Source organism: Salipiger bermudensis (assembly GCF_020171625.1).
GTDB classification, from domain to species: Bacteria; Pseudomonadota; Alphaproteobacteria; order Rhodobacterales; family Rhodobacteraceae; genus Salipiger; species Salipiger bermudensis_B.
The window spans coordinates 65,706-86,273 of record NZ_JAIUZY010000014.1 but is presented as its reverse complement, the minus strand read 5'-3'; the positions used below and the strand labels follow the sequence as shown (position 1 = coordinate 86,273).

The 20,568-nt window shown below is 67.3% G+C and carries 17 protein-coding genes; 6 read left to right on the top strand and 11 right to left on the bottom strand.

Annotated elements, in window-relative coordinates:
- Positions 1-101: 101 nt before the first annotated feature.
- Positions 102-974 (top strand): NAD(P)-dependent oxidoreductase, encoded by an 873-nt coding sequence (locus LCM15_RS19645; RefSeq protein ID WP_224859434.1) that lies wholly within the window; start codon positions 102-104, stop codon positions 972-974.
- Positions 975-1,121: 147 nt separating this feature from the next.
- On the opposite strand, the gene LCM15_RS19640 is transcribed toward LCM15_RS19645, so the two are convergent.
- The gene (locus LCM15_RS19640) at positions 1,122-1,547 is read right to left on the bottom strand and encodes an OsmC family protein (protein WP_224859432.1); all 426 of its coding nucleotides are present in this window, start codon (positions 1,545-1,547) and stop codon (positions 1,122-1,124) included.
- Positions 1,548-2,042: 495 nt separating this feature from the next.
- Here LCM15_RS19640 and LCM15_RS19635 point away from each other — a divergent pair, with 495 nt between their 5' ends.
- The 5 genes from LCM15_RS19635 (at position 2,043) to LCM15_RS19615 (ending at position 9,503) form a co-directional block, all read left to right on the top strand.
- Positions 2,043-4,907: an Rne/Rng family ribonuclease gene (locus LCM15_RS19635; protein WP_224859430.1), complete on the top strand. Its 2,865-nt coding sequence runs from the start codon at positions 2,043-2,045 to the stop codon at positions 4,905-4,907.
- Between the two features lie 149 nt (positions 4,908-5,056).
- Complete coding sequence (locus tag LCM15_RS19630) at positions 5,057-5,809, top strand: cytochrome c biogenesis CcdA family protein (RefSeq protein ID WP_224859428.1); 753 nt, start codon at positions 5,057-5,059, stop codon at positions 5,807-5,809.
- 71 nt (positions 5,810-5,880) lie between these two features.
- Positions 5,881-7,140 (top strand): hypothetical protein, encoded by a 1,260-nt coding sequence (locus LCM15_RS19625; RefSeq protein WP_224859426.1) that lies wholly within the window; start codon positions 5,881-5,883, stop codon positions 7,138-7,140.
- Positions 7,137-8,498: a cytochrome P450 gene (locus LCM15_RS19620; protein ID WP_224859424.1), complete on the top strand. Its 1,362-nt coding sequence runs from the start codon at positions 7,137-7,139 to the stop codon at positions 8,496-8,498. Before LCM15_RS19625 ends, LCM15_RS19620 begins: the two co-directional genes overlap by 4 nt.
- A 111-nt stretch (positions 8,499-8,609) precedes the next feature.
- A complete protein-coding gene (locus LCM15_RS19615; protein ID WP_224859422.1) occupies positions 8,610-9,503 on the top strand; it encodes a fructose bisphosphate aldolase in 894 nt (297 codons plus the stop codon).
- Positions 9,504-9,590: 87 nt separating this feature from the next.
- Here LCM15_RS19615 and LCM15_RS19610 read toward each other — a convergent pair whose 3' ends face one another.
- From LCM15_RS19610 to LCM15_RS19560, 10 genes are all read right to left on the bottom strand, one after another.
- Complete coding sequence (locus LCM15_RS19610) at positions 9,591-10,211, bottom strand: YitT family protein (protein ID WP_224859420.1); 621 nt, start codon at positions 10,209-10,211, stop codon at positions 9,591-9,593.
- A gap of 452 nt (positions 10,212-10,663) precedes the next feature.
- Positions 10,664-11,881 (bottom strand): NADP-dependent isocitrate dehydrogenase, encoded by a 1,218-nt coding sequence (locus LCM15_RS19605; RefSeq protein WP_224859418.1) that lies wholly within the window; start codon positions 11,879-11,881, stop codon positions 10,664-10,666.
- A gap of 368 nt (positions 11,882-12,249) precedes the next feature.
- Complete coding sequence (locus LCM15_RS19600) at positions 12,250-13,458, bottom strand: MFS transporter (RefSeq protein WP_224859416.1); 1,209 nt, start codon at positions 13,456-13,458, stop codon at positions 12,250-12,252.
- A 208-nt stretch (positions 13,459-13,666) separates the two neighbouring features.
- Positions 13,667-14,302, bottom strand: a complete 636-nt coding sequence (locus tag LCM15_RS19595; protein WP_224859414.1) for a DsbA family protein — start codon at positions 14,300-14,302, stop codon at positions 13,667-13,669.
- Positions 14,303-14,458: 156 nt separating this feature from the next.
- Positions 14,459-15,331, bottom strand: a complete 873-nt coding sequence (gene mmsB, locus LCM15_RS19590) for a 3-hydroxyisobutyrate dehydrogenase (RefSeq protein WP_224859412.1) — start codon at positions 15,329-15,331, stop codon at positions 14,459-14,461.
- Positions 15,332-15,360: 29 nt separating this feature from the next.
- Positions 15,361-16,392: an enoyl-CoA hydratase/isomerase family protein gene (locus LCM15_RS19585; protein WP_224859410.1), complete on the bottom strand. Its 1,032-nt coding sequence runs from the start codon at positions 16,390-16,392 to the stop codon at positions 15,361-15,363.
- Between the two features lie 106 nt (positions 16,393-16,498).
- Complete coding sequence (locus LCM15_RS19580) at positions 16,499-17,638, bottom strand: acyl-CoA dehydrogenase family protein (RefSeq protein ID WP_224859408.1); 1,140 nt, start codon at positions 17,636-17,638, stop codon at positions 16,499-16,501.
- Positions 17,639-18,123: 485 nt separating this feature from the next.
- Positions 18,124-19,227, bottom strand: a complete 1,104-nt coding sequence (locus LCM15_RS19575; protein WP_412103306.1) for a protein-glutamate methylesterase/protein-glutamine glutaminase — start codon at positions 19,225-19,227, stop codon at positions 18,124-18,126.
- The gene (locus tag LCM15_RS19570; RefSeq protein ID WP_263619730.1) at positions 19,224-19,805 is read right to left on the bottom strand and encodes a CheR family methyltransferase; all 582 of its coding nucleotides are present in this window, start codon (positions 19,803-19,805) and stop codon (positions 19,224-19,226) included. Before LCM15_RS19570 ends, LCM15_RS19575 begins: the two co-directional genes overlap by 4 nt.
- A 255-nt stretch (positions 19,806-20,060) precedes the next feature.
- Positions 20,061-20,564: a chemotaxis protein CheW gene (locus LCM15_RS19560; RefSeq protein WP_224859403.1), complete on the bottom strand. Its 504-nt coding sequence runs from the start codon at positions 20,562-20,564 to the stop codon at positions 20,061-20,063.
- Positions 20,565-20,568: the final 4 nt, after the last annotated feature.

Genomic DNA, 20,568 nt, shown 5'->3' with positions numbered 1-20,568 from the left:
GCTGTCCGGTTTTGCGGGGCTTAGCGCGCCGCCGCCCCCTTGCCAAGGGGCGGGGCAGCGGCAACAAAGGGCAAAGCACAATGATAACGGGAGGTTTACCCATGGCGAAATGCGCGTTCCTGGGTCTTGGCGTGATGGGATACCCGATGGCCGGCCACATGGCGGCGGCGGGGCACGAGGTCACGGTCTACAATCGCAGCACGGCCAAGGCCGAGAAGTGGGTCGCCGAACACGGCGGCGCCATGGCCGCGACCCCGCGCGAGGCCGCGGCAGGGGCCGAGTTCGTCATGGCCTGCGTCGGCAATGATGACGATTTGCGCGCGGTTTGCCTCAAGGAAGACGGGGCCTTTGCCGGTATGGACGAGGGCGCGCTCTTCGTCGATCACACCACGGTCAGCTCGATGGTCACGCTCGAGCTCTACGCCATCGCCAAGGAGCAGGGCGCGGGCTTCGTCGATGCGCCGGTCTCGGGCGGTCAGGCCGGGGCCGAGAACGGCCAGCTGGTGGTGATGTGCGGCGGCGACGAGGCCGATTACGACCGCGCGGCTCCGGTGATCGATGCCTATGCAAAGCTCTGCAAGCGCATCGGCGACAGCGGCGCCGGACAGAAATGCAAGATGGTCAACCAGATCTGTATCGCGGGCCTCGTGCAGGGCCTGTCCGAGGGGCTGGCCTTTGCCGAGAAAGCCGGCATCGACGGCCGCGCCGTGGTCGACGTGATCGGCGGCGGCGCCGCTGGGTCGTGGCAGATGGTGAACCGCTACGAGACCATGCTCGACGACGCCTTCGAGCACGGCTTCGCGGTCGACTGGATGCGCAAGGATCTGGCCATCTGTCTGGCCACCGGCGAAGAGATCGGCGCGAGCCTGCCGGTGACGGCGCTGGTCGACCAGTTCTACAAGGATGTGCAGCAGATGGGCGGCGGGCGCTGGGACACCTCCTCGCTCATCAAGCGCCTCAAGGCGTTCGGCTGACGGCGCCGTCGGATGCCTCCGGCGGGGATATTTAAGGCCAGAAGATGCCAGGAGCGCAGCGCCCCTGGTTTCTTCTGGCCACAAATATCCCGGGGGTAAGCGCGCCCCGGCGCGCGAAGGGGGCAGAGCCCCCTCCGGCCCGATGGGTCACGCCAGCGTGGCGTCCATGGTGATCTCGGTATCGAGAAGTTTCGAGATCGGGCAGTTCGCCTTGGCGGTCTCGGCGGCCTTGGCAAAATCCTCCGCCGAGGCCTCCGGGACCTTCGCGGTCACGGTGAGGTGGCTCTTGGTGATGGCAAAGCCGTCATCCTGCTTTTCCATCGACACCACGGCCTTGGTGGAGATGTCGTCGGCGGTGAAGCCGGCCTCGCCAAGGATCATGCTCAGCGCCATCGAGAAGCAGCTGGCGTGGGCGGCGGCCACGAGCTCCTCGGGGTTCGAGCCCGGCTCGCCCTCGAAGCGCTTCTTGAAGCCGTAATTCACCTCGTCGAGCACGCCGGACTCGGTCGAGATCGTGCCGGTGCCGTCCTTGAGGCCGCCTTTCCAGTTCGCCGATGCGGATTTGTTGATCATCTGAACGTCCTTTCCGTCTGTCTTGCAAAGCGCCCGTTGCCGGGCATTCGGGGCACAACGCGGGCAGGGCTTGGAAGTTGCATCGCCTTTCGACGCCGCGGCACGCGAACTCCGCCGGTGTTCACATTGCATATTGTCTTTTCCACACCCCTTCCCTTATGCTGTCGGATAGGCTTCCGCGTGACGGCAGCCCCAGAGTTTCGCTGCGACGGCGCGTCCCCGACAAAGGACCCGGCGCAGACCGATCGGGCCGCAAGGCCACCCGAAGACCGCCCGGACCGCTCATCGGCGACGGGCTGCAAACAGGCGCCGGACGCGATACGCGGACGAGCGTCGGAGAAGAACCGCGATGACGCGTGCGACGCAGATGAGGCACCCGGGCGAAGGCAGATTGCCTTCCCGTGCCTGCACGCCGCAACTCGCCCAGACAAGCCACGCTGCAACCCGTCTCCGCCCGCCAGGGCAGAGCGAGCTTGCGCCGTGCAGACGGACAACATGGCAAAGAAGATGCTCATCGACGCCACCCACGCGGAGGAAACCCGCGTCGTGGTGGTGGACGGAAACAAGGTCGAGGAATTCGACTTTGAATCGGAGAACAAGCGGCAATTAGCCGGCAATATCTATCTCGCGAAGATCACCCGCGTCGAGCCGTCGCTCCAGGCGGCCTTCGTGGATTACGGCGGCAACCGCCACGGGTTCCTCGCATTCTCCGAGATCCACCCCGATTATTACCAGATCCCGGTCGCCGACCGTCAGGCCCTGATGGAAGAAGAGGCGGCGCTCGCCGCCGAGGCCGAGGAAGAGGAAGACCAGCCCAAATCCAAGCGCTCGCGGTCGCGGCGCTCGCGCTCCCGCACGTCCTCGAAGGCCGAGAAGGCCCGCTCGGAGGACAAGACCGCCAGCGCCGATCCGTCCGAGATCAAGGGCATGGAGACCATCGACCTCGGCGAGGACGAGATCTCCGAGGACGCGTCGCAGGGGACTGCCGAGACCACCGACACCGTCGCCGCGCCGGACGCGCAGGCGGGCGAGGAGGCCGTGGCCGAGACCACCGCGCAGGACAACGAGGCGCCCGCCGCCGACGCGGCGTTTGACGATGTCTCCGACGACGATGCGGACGACAGCGACGAGGATGACGAGGACGGCGACGATCACGCCGGCCGCGAGGACAGCATCGAGTCGGTCGCCGATGACGACACCGAGGAAGAGATCCGGCCCAAGCGCAAGCCGCGGCCGCGCAAGTACAAGATCCAGGAAGTCATCAAGGTCCGCCAGATCATGCTGGTGCAGGTGGTCAAGGAAGAGCGCGGCAACAAGGGCGCGGCGCTGACCACCTACCTGTCGCTGGCTGGCCGTTACTGCGTGCTGATGCCGAACACCGCCCGTGGCGGTGGCATCTCGCGCAAGATCACCAACGCCGCCGACCGCTCCAAGCTCAAGCAGATCGCGACCGAGATCGACGTGCCCAAGGGCGCCGGCCTGATCATCCGCACCGCCGGGGCCAAGCGCACCAAGACCGAGATCAAGCGCGATTACGAATACCTGCAGCGCCTGTGGGAGCAGATCCGCGCCCTCACGCTGCAAAGCGTCGCGCCGGCCAAGATCTACGAGGAAGGCGACCTCATCAAGCGCTCGATCCGCGACCTCTACAACCGCGAGATCGACGAGGTTCACGTGGAAGGCGAGCGCGGCTACCGCATCGCCAAGGACTTCATGAAGATGATCATGCCGTCCCATGCCAAGAACGTGAAGCATTACGCCGACCCGATGCCGCTCTTCGCGCGCTATCAGGTCGAAAGCTACCTGAGCTCGATGTTCAACCCGACGGTACAGCTCAAGTCCGGCGGCTACATCGTCATCGGCGTGACCGAGGCGCTGGTGGCGATCGACGTCAACTCCGGCCGGGCCACCAAGGAAGGTTCGATCGAGGAGACCGCGCTCAAGACCAACCTCGAGGCCGCCGAGGAGGTGGCCCGCCAGCTGCGTCTGCGCGATCTCGCCGGCCTGATCGTGATCGACTTCATCGACATGGAAGAGCGCAAGAACAACGCCGCTGTCGAGAAGAAGATCAAGGACAAGCTCAAGACCGACCGCGCCCGCATCCAGGTCGGCCGGATCTCCGGCTTCGGCCTGCTCGAGATGTCGCGCCAGCGTCTGCGCCCCGGCATGATCGAGGCCACCACGCAGCCGTGCCCGGCCTGCCACGGCACCGGTCTGATCCGCTCTGACGACAACATGGCGCTCAACATCCTGCGCCAGATCGAGGAAGAGGGCACCCGCCGCCGCTCGCGCGAGGTTCTGGTCAAGGTGCCGGTGGGCATCGCCAACTACCTGATGAACCAGAAGCGCGAGCATGTCGCGATGATCGAGGCGCGCTACGGCATGGCCGTGCGCATCGAGGGCGACCTGCATCTGGTCTCGCCGGACTTCACCATGGAGAAGTTCAAGACCGCCACCCGCAACGTCGCCGAGGTTCTGGCACCGGTGGTGTCGGTCGACACCTCGCTGATGGACCAGATCGACGAGGATGCGCTCGCCGAGGAGGACGAGGACGAGACCGCCGAGGACACCGGCGCGACCGGGTCCGAGGCGGACACCGACTCCGAGAGCAACGGCGATCGCGGTGAGAACGGCGAAAACGGTGACGACGAGGGCAAGCCCAAGAAGCGCCGCCGCCGTCGCCGCCGCTCGCGGTCCAAGAAGTCGAACGGCGAGGGCGAGAACGGCTCCGACACCGGCTCTGATGACGACGCAGGCAACGACTCGGGCAACGGGGACGACGACAACGGAGAGGCCGGCAAGGACGCTCCGTCCGAGGCGCCGGTCGAAGCCTCCGGCGACGCAACCTCCGAAGAGGTCGCTCCGACCGAAACCGACGATGCACCGGCCAAGCCCAAGCGGACCCGCACCCGGTCGCGCTCGCGCAAGCCCAAGGCGGATGCGGTGACCGAAACCTCCGCGGACGAGATCGCAGCGGGTGAGGCAGACACCACCGGCGCCGCCGTGGTCGAGGCCGCCGAGCCGGCACCCGCAGCCGAGGATGCGGCGGCTCCCGAGCCGCAGGCCGAGGGCGCAGCCGTGTCCGAAGCGCAGCCCGAGGCCGAGGCCACCGAGGCGCCCGCAAAGGTCGAGCCCGAGGTGCAGCCCGCACCCGAGCCCGCGCCCGCCGCAGAGGCCCCCGAGGCAGAACCTGCGCCGGAGCCGACCGAAGAGGCGACGCCCGCCGCTGCCGAGACGCCCGAGGCTGAGCCTGCGCCGGAGCCGGCCCCGAAAGCGGAGCCCGAGACCATCTCCGAGACCGCCGAGGCCGAGGACGATGGCAAGCCCAAGCGTCGCGGCTGGTGGTCGATCGGGCGCTAAGCCCGTCCCACGGACACACACTGCAAACGGCCCTGGAGATGCTCCGGGGCCGTTTGTCGTTGCAGCATCCGAGCGACGTTTCAGCACGCCTACGGGGATGTGACCCTGTGCCGCGTGACGCCGGTGGGGTTATCTTCTATCGAAGGCCCATGTTCGGAATCGACCTTATCGACGCCAGCCTTCTGCCGGCCATGTTCGTGGCGCTTGCTGCGGGGATCATCTCTTTTCTGAGCCCCTGCGTGCTGCCTATCGTGCCGCCCTATCTGGCCTTCATGTCCGGCGTCTCGATCGCCGAGATGGAGGCCGGTGGCCGCGCACGGCTGCGCGCCTTCACCGCGGCGCTGTTCTTCGTTCTGGGGCTCAGTACGGTCTTCGTGCTGCTGGGCTTCACCGCGTCGTGGCTGGGCATGTTCTTCCTGCAGAACCAGATCCTTCTGGCGCGGATCTCGGGCGTGGTGGTGATCGTCTTCGGGCTGCATTTCCTGCACGTCTTCCGCATTCCCTTCCTCGACCGCGAGGCCCGGATCGAGACCGGCGAGACCGGCGGCTCGGCCTTCGGCGCCTATATCCTCGGGCTGGCCTTCGCCTTCGGCTGGACGCCCTGCATCGGGCCGCAGCTTGGGGCGATCCTGTCGATGGCGGCGTCCGAGGCCTCGGTGGCGCGGGGCACGGCGCTTCTGGCGGTCTATGCCGCGGGGCTCGGCCTGCCGTTCCTTCTGGCGGCGGTGTTCCTGAGCCGCGCCATGGGCGTGATGAACCGGCTCAAGCGGCACATGGGGCTGATCGAGAAGGTGATGGGCGTGCTGCTCATCGCGGTCGGTCTTGCGCTGCTCACCGGGGCGTTCTCGGCCTTCTCGTTCTGGCTGCTCGAGACCTTCCCTGCGCTTGGCGAGCTGGGCTGACGCGGCCCAGTGCCGTCCCCGGTCTTGCCCTTGCGGGCGGTTCGCGACAGGATCGCGAAAAGAGGGCAGGGATGATCGGCAACGACCCGCAGGCAGAAGGCGCGCCGGAGGCGGCGCAGGAGGTGCGGCGGCGCCGGGTGTTCTACATCCCGGGCTATGATCCCATCCATCCGCGCCGCTACCGTGAGCTTTACCGCAAGGAAGGCGCCGCGCAGGCGCGGATCTCGGGCTACGAGATCGCGCTGACGCCGGGCGCTGGCGGCAATCATTATGGCTGGCGGGTGGCGGCGCAGATCGACGGCGCCGAGGTCGCGGCCGAGGTCGAGGTTCTGGTCTGGTCCGACATCGTGCGCGACAGCATGTCGACGAGCATCCCCGCCACCTATCTCCAGCTCATTCGCACCGCGTGGGAATACATCGCGACCGGAGCGCTCAGGCGGCTGATGCGGCTGCGCAAGGGGCCTGTGATCGCGGCGCTCTACCCGGTGGGGATGCTGCTCGGGCAGCTTGTGCTGGCGCTGCTGCTGCTCTGGGGCGTGGCTTATGTGGTCGGGCTTCTGCGCCCGTGGCTGGGCGTCTTTGCCGATATCGGCGGCGTCCTCGCGGGGGCCGCGGCCGCGGTCTGGCTGCTGCGCTGGTTCAAGGCCAAGGACGGCAAGCTCTTCGCCTATTACCTGATGCACGACTACGCCTATTCGGCCCAGCATCGCGGCGCCAACCCGCCCGAGCTCGAGGCGCGCATGGCCGGCTTCACCGATGCGATTGCCGACGCGCTTGGCGACGACGTGGACGAGGTTCTGGTGGTCGGCCACAGCTCGGGCGCGCATCTGGCGGTCTCGATCCTGTCGGACCTGATCCGGCAGGGCCGGGTGCCAGACCACGGCCCGCGTTTGGCGTTCCTGAGCCTCGGGCAGGTGGTGCCGATGGTCTCGTTCCTGCGCGACGCGTGGCGGCTGCGCGCCGATCTCGCCTTCCTCTCGGCCCGGGACGAGCTCACATGGGTCGACGTCACCGCTCCCGGCGACGGCTGTGCCTTCGCACTCTGCGATCCGGTGTCGGTCTCGGGGGTGGCGTCTGCGGACAAGCGCTGGCCGCTGGTGTTCTCGGCCCAGTTCACCCGCGCGCTCAGCCCCGAGCGCTGGAAGGCGCTGCGCTGGCGCTTTTTCCGGCTGCATTTCCAGTATCTCTGCGCCTTCGACGCGCCGCGCGACTACGATTATTTCCAGATCACCGCCGGGCCGCTCAGCCTCGCCACCCGCTATGCCGGGCGCCCGCCCTCGGCCAGCCGCATCGACGTCGCGGTGTCGAAATTCACCTCGACCGCGCCATGACCCTGCCGCCGAAACCCGCCTCCCGCCCCGACAAGGTCTCGCTCTGGCGCTACCTCAAGCTGTTCCGGCAGGACCTGCTCTCGGCCCAGCCGGAGCGGCTCTACCGCGCGTGGATGGCCGAGTTTCGCACGCCGTTCTTTCGCTCCTACCTCGTCAACCAGCCCGATCTGGTGAAGACGGTGCTGAAGGACCGGCCGCTCGATTTTCCCAAGTCGGCGCGCATCTCGGAGGGCTTGCGGCCTTTGCTCGGAGAGTCGGTCTTCCTGACCAATGGCGCGCAGTGGCAGCGCCAGCGGCGCATCATCGACCCGGCCTTCGAGGGCGGACGCCTGCGCGAGACCTATCCGGCGATGTGGGCCGCGAGCCAGGCGGCGCTGGCGCGGCTCTCCGCACGCGCCGGGGAGACCGTCGAGATCGAGGAGCAGACCAGCCACGCCGCCGCCGACATCATCTTCCGCACGCTGTTCTCCATCCCCATCGAGGACGACCTCGCGGCGCAGGTCTTCCACGAGTTCCGCGCCTACCAGCGCACCCAGCCGATCCTCAACCTTGCCGCCTTCCTGCCGCTGCCGCGCTGGATGCCGCGCTTCTTCCGGTCCGACACCAAGGCCGCGGCGAAGCGCATCCGCGGGCTGATCACCGCGCTGTGCGAGCGCCGGCAGGCCGAGATCGAGGCCGGCACCGCGCCGGACGATCTGGCCACCAAGATCATGACCACCGCCGATCCCGAGACCGGCGATACCTTCTCGACCGAGGAGATGGTCGATCAGGTGGCGATCTTCTTCCTTGCCGGGCACGAAACCTCGGCCTCGGCGCTGTCCTGGGCGCTCTACCTCGTGGCAACCCATCCCGACTGGCAGGACCGGCTGGCCGAGGAGGCGCAGCTTCTGGGCGAGGCGCCGGAGTTCGCCGACATCGCCAGGCTGAAGCTCTCGCGCGACGTGTTCCGCGAGACGCTGCGGCTTTACCCGCCGGTGCCGATGATGGTGCGCGAGACGACCTGCCCGGAGCGGTTCCGCGACCGCGACCTGCCCAAGGGCGCGCAGATCGTGCTGAGCCCGTGGCACCAGCACCGCCAGGCGCGGCTGTGGGACAATCCCGACGGGTTCGACCCGGCGCGCTGGGGCACGGAGAATGGCCGCACATGTGCGCGCGAGGCCTACATGCCGTTCTCGGCCGGGGCGCGGGTCTGCACCGGGGCGGGCTTTGCCATGGTCGAGGGCGTGCTGATGCTGTCGCTGATCCTGCGCGATCTCAAACTCACCGCGCTGCCCGAAGAGGTGCCCGAGCCGGTCGCCTTTCTGACCGTCCGCGCCCGCGACGGCATTCACCTGCGGGTTGAGCGTCGCCGGGGCTGAACGTTAACGACGGACGTTAGCGTTAAACCTCCGTCTTTCGCCTACCCATCTCAAATTGCTTGCGATATGCCATTGGCAACACGGATTTTTCACCATGGGAGAGGGTTCCTCATGAGCGTTTTCGAAGAGCAGAAGACAAAGATGTCGACCGGTCAGGGCTTTATCGCGGCGCTGGACCAGTCGGGCGGGTCCACCCCCAAGGCGCTGCTGCAATACGGTGTCGAAGAGAACGAATATGACGGCGAAGCCGAGATGTTCGGCGAGATCCACAAGATGCGCACTCGCATCATCACCGCCCCGGACTTCACCGACGGCAAGGTGCTTGGCGCGATCCTCTTCGAGCGCACCATGCGCGGCGAGGTCGAGGGCATTCCGACCGCGCAGTACCTGTGGGAAAAGCGCGGCGTCGTTCCGTTCCTGAAGATCGACAAGGGCCTTGCCGACAAGGAAAACGGCGTGCAGCTGATGAAGCCGATGCCCGGCATCGAAGATCTGCTCAAGGAAGCCAAGGAGAGCTTCGGCATCTTCGGCACCAAGGAGCGTTCGGTGATCCACGAGGCCAATGCCGAGGGCATCAAGGCAGTGGTCGACCAGCAGTTCGAGCTTGGCAAGACCGTGGTTGCCGCCGGTCTGGTGCCGATCATCGAGCCCGAGGTCGACATCAACTCCCCCACCAAGGCCGAGGCCGAGGAGATGCTGAAGACCGAGATCGCCAAGCATCTCGACGCGCTGCCGGAAGGCGATGACGTCATGCTGAAGCTGACGATCCCCAGCATCGATGGCCTGTACGACACGCTTGCCGATCATCCGCGCGTGGTGCGCGTGGTGGCGCTCTCGGGCGGGTATTCGACCGACGTGGCCTGCGAGAAGCTCGCCAAGCAGCCGAAGATGATCGCGTCGTTCAGCCGCGCGCTGGCCGAAGGCCTGTCGAAGAAGCAGTCGGACGACGATTTCAACGCGCTGCTCGGCAGCAACATCGACAAGATCTATCAGGCCTCGCTCTGAGCGCGGCCTGCGGCCCCTCGGGGCCGGTAGGAAACGAAAAACGCGCCGGGATCTCCCGGCGCGTTTTTTCTTGCCTCGATGGTCCGGTCAGGAGCGGGCGATATAGCGGTCGCGACGGTGGTTCACGGTGATCAGGATATTGAGCACCACGGCGCCCAAAAGCGACCAGAGCACACGCTCCCAGTCGAACAGGAACAGCGCCAGCAGGAAGACGAGCAGGTCGAAGCCAAGCTGCACGTGGCCGGCCTTGATGCCCTTGGTGTCCTGCGCCCAGAGCGCCACGATGCCCACGCCGCCCAGCGTCGCGCCGTGACGGAACAGCATCAGAAGGCCCACGCCCGCCAGCATCCCCGACAGCGTCGCCCCCAGCGCCGGGTGCAGGTGGTTGATCGTCAGCACCAGCGGCAGCGTCTCGGCGATGGCCGACATCAGCGCCACCGACAGGAAGCTCTTGATCGTGAAGCGCCAGCCCAACTGTTTGATTGCCAGCAGGTAGAAGGGCAGGTTGAGAACGAAGAAGATCGCCCCGAACGGCAGGCCGGTCGGGTAGGAGAGCACCAGCGACAGGCCGGCGATCTGGCCGGTGAACAGCTCGGAGGCGCGCAGGAACTGGATCGACAGCGCCACGAGCGTGGTGCCGACAAGGATGGCCTGCAGGTCTTCCCACAGGGTGTGACGATCGGGCGGGGGCGATTCAAGCAGCAGCATGGGGTTGCCTTGCCGTCACGCGAGGGTGAGGTCAAGATGCGTGCTGCGGCGACCCGGCGTCCGTTTCCGCAAGCGCCCTTTTCCCGGGCTTTGGCGGGCGCGATGCCTCCTCAGAGGCCACATGGCGCGCACTGCGCGCTGGAGGGCACCGGTGTGCCTCGCATCGCTTCGCGCCGTCTCGCGGGTGTCGATTTCCACGGCGAGGTCGAAGCCGGGCGAGGCCGCCGGCTGCAGGTGCCCGAGCACGAGCGATCATGACGGTACCGGCGCTGTCCCGGGCCATGACGTCCGTCGGCTGCCGTCGTTGCGGCCGGCGGGCGGGGTGATCCAGATCATCAAACTGCGGGCAGGCTGCGGATAAAGCGGGCACAGGCGCTCAGGGCTGCGGAGGTCGGGCCAAACGAAAACCGGCCCCGCGTGGGGGCCGGCCATCTTCGTGCTACCTGCAGCGCTCAGGCTGCGCCGAGCGCCTTGTTGAGGTTCTCGTCGACCTTTTCGAGGAAGCCCATGGTGGTGAGCCATTTCTGATCCGGCCCGACCAGCAGCGCCAGGTCCTTGGTCATCCAGCCCGACTCCACGGTCTCCACCACGACCTTCTCGAGGGTGGTGGCAAAGGTCATCAGCTCGCTGTTGCCGTCGAGCTTGGCGCGGTGCTTGAGGCCGCCGGTCCAGGCATAGATCGAGGCGATGGAGTTGGTCGAGGTCGCCTGTCCAGCCTGATGCTGGCGGTAGTGGCGGGTGACCGTGCCATGCGCGGCTTCCGCCTCGACGATCTGGCCGTCCGGGGTCATCAGCTGCGAGGTCATCAGGCCGAGCGAGCCGAAGCCCTGCGCCACGGTGTCGGACTGCACGTCGCCATCGTAGTTCTTGCAGGCCCAGACGAAGCCGCCGTTCCACTTCATGCAGCAGGCGACCATGTCGTCGATCAGGCGGTGCTCGTACCAGATGCCCTTGGCCTTGAACTGTTCCTCGAACTCTTCCTCGAAGACCTTCTGGAACAGGTCCTTGAAGCGGCCGTCATAGGCCTTGAGGATGGTGTTCTTGGTCGACAGGTAGACCGGCCAGCCCAGCGACAGGCCGTAGTTGAACGAGGCGCGGGCGAAGTCGATGATCGAGGCGTCGAGGTTGTACATCGCCTGGTAGACGCCCGCCGAGGGGGCATCATACACCTCTTTCTCGATCACCGTGCCGTCCTCGCCGACGAATTTCATCGTCAGCTTGCCGGCGCCGGGGAAGTGGAAATCGGTCGCCTTGTACTGGTCGCCGAAGGCGTGGCGGCCGATCACCACGGGCTTGGTCCAGCCCGGCACGAGGCGCGGAACGTTGCGGCAGATGATCGGCTGGCGGAACACCACGCCGCCAAGGATATTGCGGATCGTGCCGTTGGGCGAGCGCCACATCTGCTTGAGGCCGAACTCCTCGACCCGGGCCTCGTCGGGCGTGATGGTGGCGCATTTGACCGCGCAGCCGACCTCCTTGGTCTTCTCGGCGGCGTCGATGGTGATCTGGTCGTTGGTCGCGTCCCGGCTCTCGATGCCGAGATCGTAATACAGCAGGTCAAGATCCAGATAGGGCAGGATCAGCTTTGTCTTGATGAAGTCCCAGATGATGCGGGTCATCTCGTCGCCGTCCATCTCGACGATCGGGTTGTCTACCTTGATCTTCGACATGCAGGTCCCTTTCCGTTGTGCACGTGCAGCATGATGGGGCTTTAGCCCAGATTCGCAACGTTGGGAAGTATGGTATGCATCGGTATACATAATGTGATGCTCGGCGCCGGAAATTGCGGCGTTTGTCGGGGCAGGGAGGGGCCGCGCTGGCGGGGGCGGGCAGGGTATCCCTGCCGCGTCCCTCGGACGATATTCCACTGCCCATCCTTAGGTCGTCGGTCAGGGGAGACGCGACATTGAGCGCGCCCTTCTCGGCACCGGGTGAGGGCCTCTGGCGGAGGCCGGGGCGTCTCATCTCATGAGCGAGGGCAGGGCCACAGAGCGCCGCCGTAATGATCCGACACCGGGCAGCCCGCCACGCGGGAGGGTCACCCCGCCTCGGCGGCCTCTGCCCGGACCAGCCAGCGCATCAGCAGCAGCGCAAGGATTGCCTCGATGAAGATCCCCGCCGCCAGTGGCACGGGGGTGCCGTCGAACATCAGCCCGTTCGGCACCGCGATCAGCACACCGGCCACCGTCGCCACCGCCCCGATCACCGAGGCCGCGAGGCCCGCGATGTGGCCGACCGGCTCCATGGCGATGGCGTTGATGTTGCCGACCGTCAGACCCATCTGGAAGAACACCGAGAGCTGCCAGAGCAGGAACAGCGCAAAGCCGGGCGTGCCGGACAGGCCGAAGGCAAAGAGCGCCAGCGTGATGCCGGCCAGGGCCACCTGCACCGACAGCATCGCCGTGATGAGAAAGCGCATCCCGAGCCGCATCACCAGCGCCGCGTTCAGCACGCTGCCCGAGGCGGCGAGGATCGCCACGCCGCCGAACCAGAGCGGGAAGGTCTCGGCGCGCCCGAAGCTGATGTCGTAGATCTGCTGTACGGTGGAGATCATCGAGAACAGCATCGCGAAGATCAGCGCCTGCACACCGATCGAGATCACCACCACCCGCTGGCCGAACAGCTCTGCCAGCGCGGCGCGGAAGGTCGTGAGCCGGAACGGGCGGCGGTTCTCGGGCGGGTGGGTCTCGGACAGGCGCACCATCAGCCAGATCGAGGCGATGCTGGAGAACGCCACGAAGGCCCAGAAGATGCCGCGCCAGCCGGTGGCGGCGATGATCACCGCGCCGATCGAGGGGGCGAGGGCCGGGAACAGGGTGAAGACCATCATCACGAAGGACATGATCCGCGCCATCTCGCGCCCCGAATAGAGGTCGCGCACGATGGCGAGCGCCACCACCCGGGGCCCTGCGGCGCCCAGCCCCTGCAGCAGGCGGGCCGCCAGCAGCAGCTCGAGCGTCTCGGCATAGGCGGCGCAGATCGAGGCCACGATATAAAGCGCGGAACCGCCCAGCAGCACCGGCTTGCGCCCGAACACGTCCGAGAGCGGGCCGGTGAAGAAGGTCCCGATGCCCATGCCGAAGACGAAGCTGGTCACCACGAGCTGCGCGCGGTTGACCGCCTCGGGCGTCAGCTCGGCACCGATCTCGGGCAGGGCCGGGAGCATGGCGTCGATGGAAAAGGCGATGGTGGCGAAGAGCATCGCGAGCAGCGCGATGAACTCGACCCGTCCGGGAACAGACCGCATGTGACCTCTGAATTCTGCAAGGCCACGCCGCTCAGCATCCGCTGTGGCTGGCGGGCCGGTTGACCGCTAACACCGGGCTATCGGAAAACGGTATACCGGCACAACCACGGATATCGCCGCGGCGCGCGCAACCCGGTCATGCACCGCCCGCATGGGCTGCGGCTCGGCGGCCTCCTGCCGGTCTTCACTGGCGGGCGATAAGGCGCGTTCAGGCGGCGCCTTCGCGGATCTCGGAGATCACCTTGGACCAGAGCTCGGTGGGCTGGGCGCCGGGCACCGCGTGCTGTCCCGCGACCACGAAGGTCGGCACCGAGGTCACGCCCATGCCGCGCGCGGTGGCGTCCATCTCGACGATCTCGCGCCGGTCCGCCTCGGAGGCGAGCAGGCGTTGGATCAGGCTGGCGTCGAGCCCGCAGCCATCGGCGATGTCGGCCAGCACCTCGCGGTCGCCGATGTCGCGCCCGTCGACGAAATACGCCTGAAACAGCGAGGAGACCACGGCGGTCTGCACGCCCTCGATGCCGCCCCAGTGGATCAGCCGGTGGGCATCGATGGTGGAAGGCGTGGTTTCGATCGCGTCGAGATTCAGCGTCAGACCGGCGTCGGCGGCGTGCTCGGCCACCGGCATGTAGGCCTGCACCGCGCCCTCCTTGCCGCCGAACTTGGTCTCGAGATAGGCGCGCCGGTCCATGCCCTGCGCGGGCATGTCGGGGTTCAGCATGAACGGCCGCCAGCGAATGGTGAACGGGTGATCGGGCTCTTCGAGCAGGGCGCGGTCGAGGAGGGCTTTGCCGATGTAGCACCAGGGGCAGATCGGGTCGGAGAAGATGTCGAGCGTGACCATGTACCATGTCCTTTTGCGGCCCTTCTAGCAGGGCCTGCGCCGGGAATCGACAGCGGAACGACGCGCGCCCGTTTGGGTGGTCGGCAATGGCGCGGGGCCGTGCGGAAGAGCCGTCAGGCGCAAAAAGGGGCGCGCACCCACGCCCCCTGCGCGTTCCTAGCCGCGGCCACGCCCCTCGAAGCGGGGCAACATGGCGGAGAAATCGCGCCCAGTGCCGCCTTCGTCCTCGACGAAGGCGCGGTAGAGCTCCAGCGCGCGCTCGCCCATCGGCGTGTCGGCATCCGCCGTCTCGGCGGCCTGCTGCGACAGGCCCAGATCCTTGAGCATCAGTTCTGCGGCGAAGCCGGGCTTGTAGCCGTTGTCTGCGGGCGATTGCGGCCCGACCCCGGGCGCCGGGCAATAGGCGTTCATCGACCACGAATAGCCCGACGAGGTCGAGACCACGTCGAACATCGCCTCGCGCGAGAGGCCGAGCTTGTCGGCCAGCGCAAAGGCCTCACAGGTGGCGATCATGGTGACGCCGAGGATCATGTTGTTGCAGATCTTCGCCGCCTGACCGTTGCCGGAGGGGCCGCAATGCACCGCCTTCTGACCCATGATGTCAAAGAGCGGCTTCGCCTTGGCAAACGCCTCCTCCGATCCGCCCACCATGAAGGTCAGAGTGCCACCCGAGGCGCCGCCGACGCCGCCTGAAACCGGCGCGTCGAGCGCGCCCAGCCCGGCCTCGGCGGCCTGCGCCGCGACCGCGCGGGCACTGTCCACATCGACGGTCGAACAGTCGAGCAGCACCGCGCCGGGCGGCATCGCGGGGATCACCTCGGCCGCGACGCTGCGCAGGATCTGGCCGTTGGGCAGCATGGTGATGACGACCTCGGCACCGGTCGCCGCCTCGGGGGCGGAGACGGCGGTGCCCACGCCCTCGGCGGCGGCCCCGGCGACGTCGAACCCGGTGACCTCGTGACCGGCCTTGGCGAGGTTGGCGGCCATCGGCGCGCCCATGTTGCCAAGCCCGATAAATGCGATCTTCATGGTGTCTCTCCTCCCTCGCGTGACGCGTCTCAGAGCGCCAGTTCTTCCTCCCCGAGCGGCGCCAGCAGGGCGGCCACGCGGTCCTCTGTCACCTCGTCGATCGAGAAGCGCCACTGCGGGTTGCGGTCCTTGTCGATGATCTGCGCCCGCACGCCCTCGAGGAACTCGCCCTGCTCGACGATGCGGTGCGAGACCCGGTATTCCTGTCTGAGCGCGCTTCGGATGCCCTCCTCGCCGGAGCGCAGCCGCGCCAGCATTGCCAGTGTCAGCGCCATCGACAGCGGCGCGTTGCGGCCCACCGCCTTGGCGGCGCGCTCGGCGATCTCGCCATCGGCGCCGTCCAGCGCCGCCTTGATCTCGGGCAGGCTGTCGGAGGCGAAGAGCCGGTCGATCTCGTCCTGTGCGTCGGCCAGCGGGCTTTCGGGCGTCGCCTGTGCCTCGGCCTCAAGTGCGGCCACGGTCCCGGTATCGGCCAGTGCGGACTTGAGCGCCTCCCAGCGCTCCTCGGGGATGTAGAAATCTGCAAACCCAGCGTGCAGCGCATCCCCCGGACCCATGCGCGCGGCGGTCAGGCCGAGATAGGCGCCCAGCCGACCCGGCGCGCGGGACAACAGCAGCGACCCACCGACATCCGGCACGAACCCGATGCCGCATTCCGGCATGGCGATCTGGGCGCTCTCGCCGATCACCCGGTGCGAGACGTGCCCGCCAAGCCCGACGCCGCCGCCCATGACGAAGCCATGCAGGAAGCTGACGATGGGCTTTGGATATTCCGAGAGCTTGGCATTCATCCGGTACTCGTCGCGCCAGAAGGTGCGTCCGGTGTCGAATTCGCCCTTCAGCCCGGCGCGGTAGATCTCTGCGATGTCGCCGCCGGCGCAGAACGCCTTTTCCCCCTCGGCATCGAGGATCACCAGCGCGACCGTGTCATCATCGCGCCAGGCATCGAGCGCGGCCTCGATCTCCATGCACATGTCATAGCTCAGCGCGTTCAGCGCCTTGGGCCGGGTGAGGGTGATGTGGCCGGCGCGGCCATTGCTGCGGATGTGGGTGTCGCTCATGGAACTCCTCGGCGCATCAAAGCGGGGGTCGGGGGTGTTCGGGGGGCAGGCCCCCTGGGGGGCCTGCCGAAGCGCGGCGTGAGTGGTGCCTTGCGCGTGTATCGGGTCAGGACGAGATCAGGCTGCGCGCCACGATCATGCGCATGATCTCGTTGGTACCTTCGAGGATCTGGTGCACCCGCAGGTCGCGGACGATCTTCTCGATGCCGTAATCCGCGAGATAGCCGCAGCCGCCATGCAGCTGCAGGCACTGGTCTGCGACCTTTGAGCCGGCCTCGGTGACGAATTTCTTCGCCATGGCGCAGAACTTGGTGGCATCCGGCGCCCCGGTGTCGAGCTTCCAAGCCGCCTGTCGCAGGAAGGTGCGGGCGGCCTGCAGCTCGATCTCCATGTCGGCGAGACGGAACTGCAGCGCCTGAAACTGGTCGAGGCTCTGGCCGAAGGCGCGGCGCTCGGCCATGTAGGCCAGCGTCGCGTCGAGCGCCGCCTGCGCGGCGCCCAGCGAGCAGGCCGAGATGTTGAGCCGGCCGCCGTCGAGCCCGGCCATGGCATAGCGAAAGCCCTTGCCCTCTTCGCCCAGCAGGTTGCCGGCGGGCACCGGGCAGCCATCCATCTGCACCTGCCGCGTGGGCTGCGCCTTCCAGCCCATCTTGGCCTCGAGCCCGCCGAAGCTCAGCCCCTCGGTGCCGTCGTCGAGCACCAGCGCCGAGATGCCGCGCGGGCCGGCCTCGCCGGTGCGGGCCATGACGATATAGGCGTCGGAATAGCCGCCGCCGGAGATGAAGGCCTTGGTGCCGGTGAGGCGGTAGCCATTGCCCGACGCCTCGGCGCGGGTGGCGAGCGCCGCGGCGTCCGATCCCGAGCCGGGCTCGGTCAGGCAGTAGGAGAGCACGGTCTCCATGGTCAGGGCCTTGGGCAGGTAGCGCGCGCGCAGATCCTCGGAGCCGTAGAGATCGATCATCTTGGCGCACATGTTGTGGATCGACAGGAACGCCGCCACCGCCGGGCAAGCCATGCTGAGCGCCTCGAAGACGAGCGTGGCGTCGAGCCGGCTGAGCCCCGAGCCGCCGCTCTCCTCGCTGACATAGATGCCGCCGAGACCCAGCTGGCCGATCTCTGTCCAGAGCTGTTTCGGGATCGTGCCCTCGGCCTCCCAGGCCATGGCGTTGGGCGCCACGTGTTCCTGGCCGAAGCCATGGGCCATGTCGAAGATCGCCGTCTGCTCCTCGCTCAGCGCGAAATCCATGTCGGGCCCTCCCTGCCGTGATGGAAATGAACAAGTGTTCATAATCTGGCGGAAAGCGGATCGGGATGCAAGCGGTTGTGTGAGGGCTCATCAGACGGCGTGTGCGTCGCCGCCGTCGCAAGACCGGCACGCGGGTCTGCCGATTTCCTCTCCGGTCCGCGAAGTCTCGGTCATGCGGTGGGACTGGAGTTCGGTGCTGCGCGAGCCCGGCGCGTGATCCGTTTGGCGGCGGTCCCGCGACGGGCTGGCCCTGGGCAAACTCGGACCGCATGGGGGACCGCGACGCTTTCAGGTGCTGCGATCCGGTGATGCCGCGGCTCTGGGGGAATTCGCTCGCCCTCCGCGACCGGCGATGGGCGATGGGCTGATCGAAAGCCCGATTGAGGGGGCGCCGCACCTTTCTGGTCCTTGCCTCATTCGCGGTCAGGCCGTCGGCGGGCGTGGCGCGGCCCGGCGCGTGCCCGGACCGCGTGGCGCGGCCGATGCTAGCGCTCCTGCCGGGTCGCCCACGACTGCAGTTCGCCGGCGATCCTGCCAAGGGACTTCACCTGATCGACGCCGCCAAGGCGAATGGCCTCCTTGGGCATTCCGAAGACGACACAGCTTTGCTCGTCCTGAGCGATCGTGGTCGCGCCCGCGTCCTTCATCTCGCGCAAACCCCGCGCGCCGTCGTCGCCCATGCCGGTCAGGATTGCGCCGATCGCCTTGTTGCCGGCCGCCTGAGCCACGGATCGGAACAAAACGTCGACCGACGGGCGATGGCGCGAGACACATGGCCCGCGCACGACCTCGGTGATGTAGCCGGCCCCGTTTCGCCGTAGCATCATGTGCTGGTTGCCGGGCGCGATCAGCACCGTACCGCGCTGGACGCGGTCGCCGTTCCTCGCCTCGAGGACCGTCGGACGGCACAGGCCATCAAGCCTTCGGGCGAAGGTTTGGGTGAAGTGCTCGGGCATGTGCTGGACGACGACGATCGGGGGAATATCCTCGGGCAGGGCGGAGAGCACTGTCACCAAAGCCTCGGTGCCGCCGGTCGAGGCACCGATGGCGATGACCTGGCCGTTCGGTGGCGCCGCGTTCGCCCGCGGGGGCAGGGGCGGCAGGATGGCATCGGCGGTCAGCTTCGGGCCGGGGCCGGCGGCGGCGCTGGCCTTCGGTTTGCGCCGGCCGGTCGTCGCCGCGGCGGCGGTCACCGCGTCGCACAGGCGCATCTGGGCCTCGGCGCGCTGTTCTTCCGATCCCATCTTTGGCTTGGCGATGACCTCAGCGGCTCCGAAGGACAGGGCTTTCATCGCGTTCTCGCTGCCCTTGGCCGTGAAGCTGGAGCAAATCACCACCGGGATCGGGTGCTGCGCCATGATCCGCCGCAGGAAGGTCAGACCGTCCATGCGCGGCAGCGCGAGGTCGAGGACGAGCACGTCCGGCAGCTGCTGGCGCATCTTCTCGGCAGCTTGGAAGGCGTCTGCGGCGGTCGCCGTGACGGCGATGTCGGGATCGACCGAGAGCAGCCGGGACAGCGCTGAGCGCGCCGCGGCGCTGTCGTCGACGATCATCACGCGGATCGGATCGGACGCGTGGCTCATCGTCAGTCGCCCTTTCGTCTGAAAGTGGCGGGCGCGATCTGCGCCAACCTGTGGTCCTGCACGATCATCGATTCGGCATGGCCAACGAAGAACCAGCCGCCGATGGCCAGATGCCCCACGATATTCGCGATGACCTGCTGTTGCTGGGCTTCCGTGAAATAGATCAAGACGTTGCGCAGCATGATGACATCGAGCCCGTGACTGACCGGATAGGGCGGGTCGATCAGGTTCAGCTCGCCGAAGCGGACCCTGCGCCGCAGTTCCGGCACGATGCGGGCTACGCCGGTGCTTTCCTTCGTGCCGCGTCCGGACATCGTGTAGCGGGCGCGCAGGTCCTGTGGTACGGGATCCAGCTGATCGCACGGGTAGATCGCGCGCATTGCCTCATCGAGAACCCGGGTCGAGATGTCGGTGCCGAGGATTGTCCAATCGAGCTGGCCATCCGTCCCGGCCGCCTCGGCCAGGATCATGGCGGCGGAGTAGGCCTCGGCACCGGTCGAGGAGGCCGCGCTCCACAAGCGGAAGCGGCAGGGGTGACGCCGCTCTGACGCACGCATGGCTTCGGGGATGACCCGCTTTGCCAATAGCTCGTAATGGGCGGGTGTCGGTCTTGTTGGTGGTGATCTTGTCGATGATGAGGGGCCACTCGTCGTGCAGCGCACCTCCGTCGAAGAGATGCTCGAAATAGTCGTCGAGGTCGGAGAACCCGCCCTCAAGCAAGCGCCTGCGCAGTCGAGTGACGATGAGGTGGTCCTTGTTCGCAGGCATCCGGATCCCGGTCTCAGAAAAGACGAGATCCCTGAATCTGGCCCGGTAATCGGTTTGCGGCGCGGATCTGGTCAGGGGGCGCATGTCAGAGCTTCAGACGGATCTGCGCTTCGATGCAGAGCGGTGAGGTCCGAGGTGTCGAAGACGGCGAGGATGTTGAGCATTGCCACGATTCCTCCCTCGCGGCGGCCGATGCCGTGCAGGACCCGAGGATCCCAAGACACCATCTCGGCCTCCGCTACGGGCAGGACCTCGCCGTCGTTGTCGAGGCCGCAGACCTCGATCACACGATCGACGCGCAAGGCGAGCGTATGATCCCGGGTCTGCCCTTCGATCGTCAGCACCATGATGCGGGTGTCGTCGTCGTCCGCCTCTGGCACCTCGCCGAGCAACCGGCACAGATCCACGAGAGGCACCGAGGCACCCCGCACATCGATGAGCCCCAGAAGGTGGGGGGGCGAACCGGGCAGGCGGGAGGGCGCCTGCGCCGAGAGGATTTCCCGTACGATCCCGACCTCGACCGCGAACAGGGAACCGGCCACGGCGAAGGTCACGACGGTGTCTGCGCGTGTCATGTCC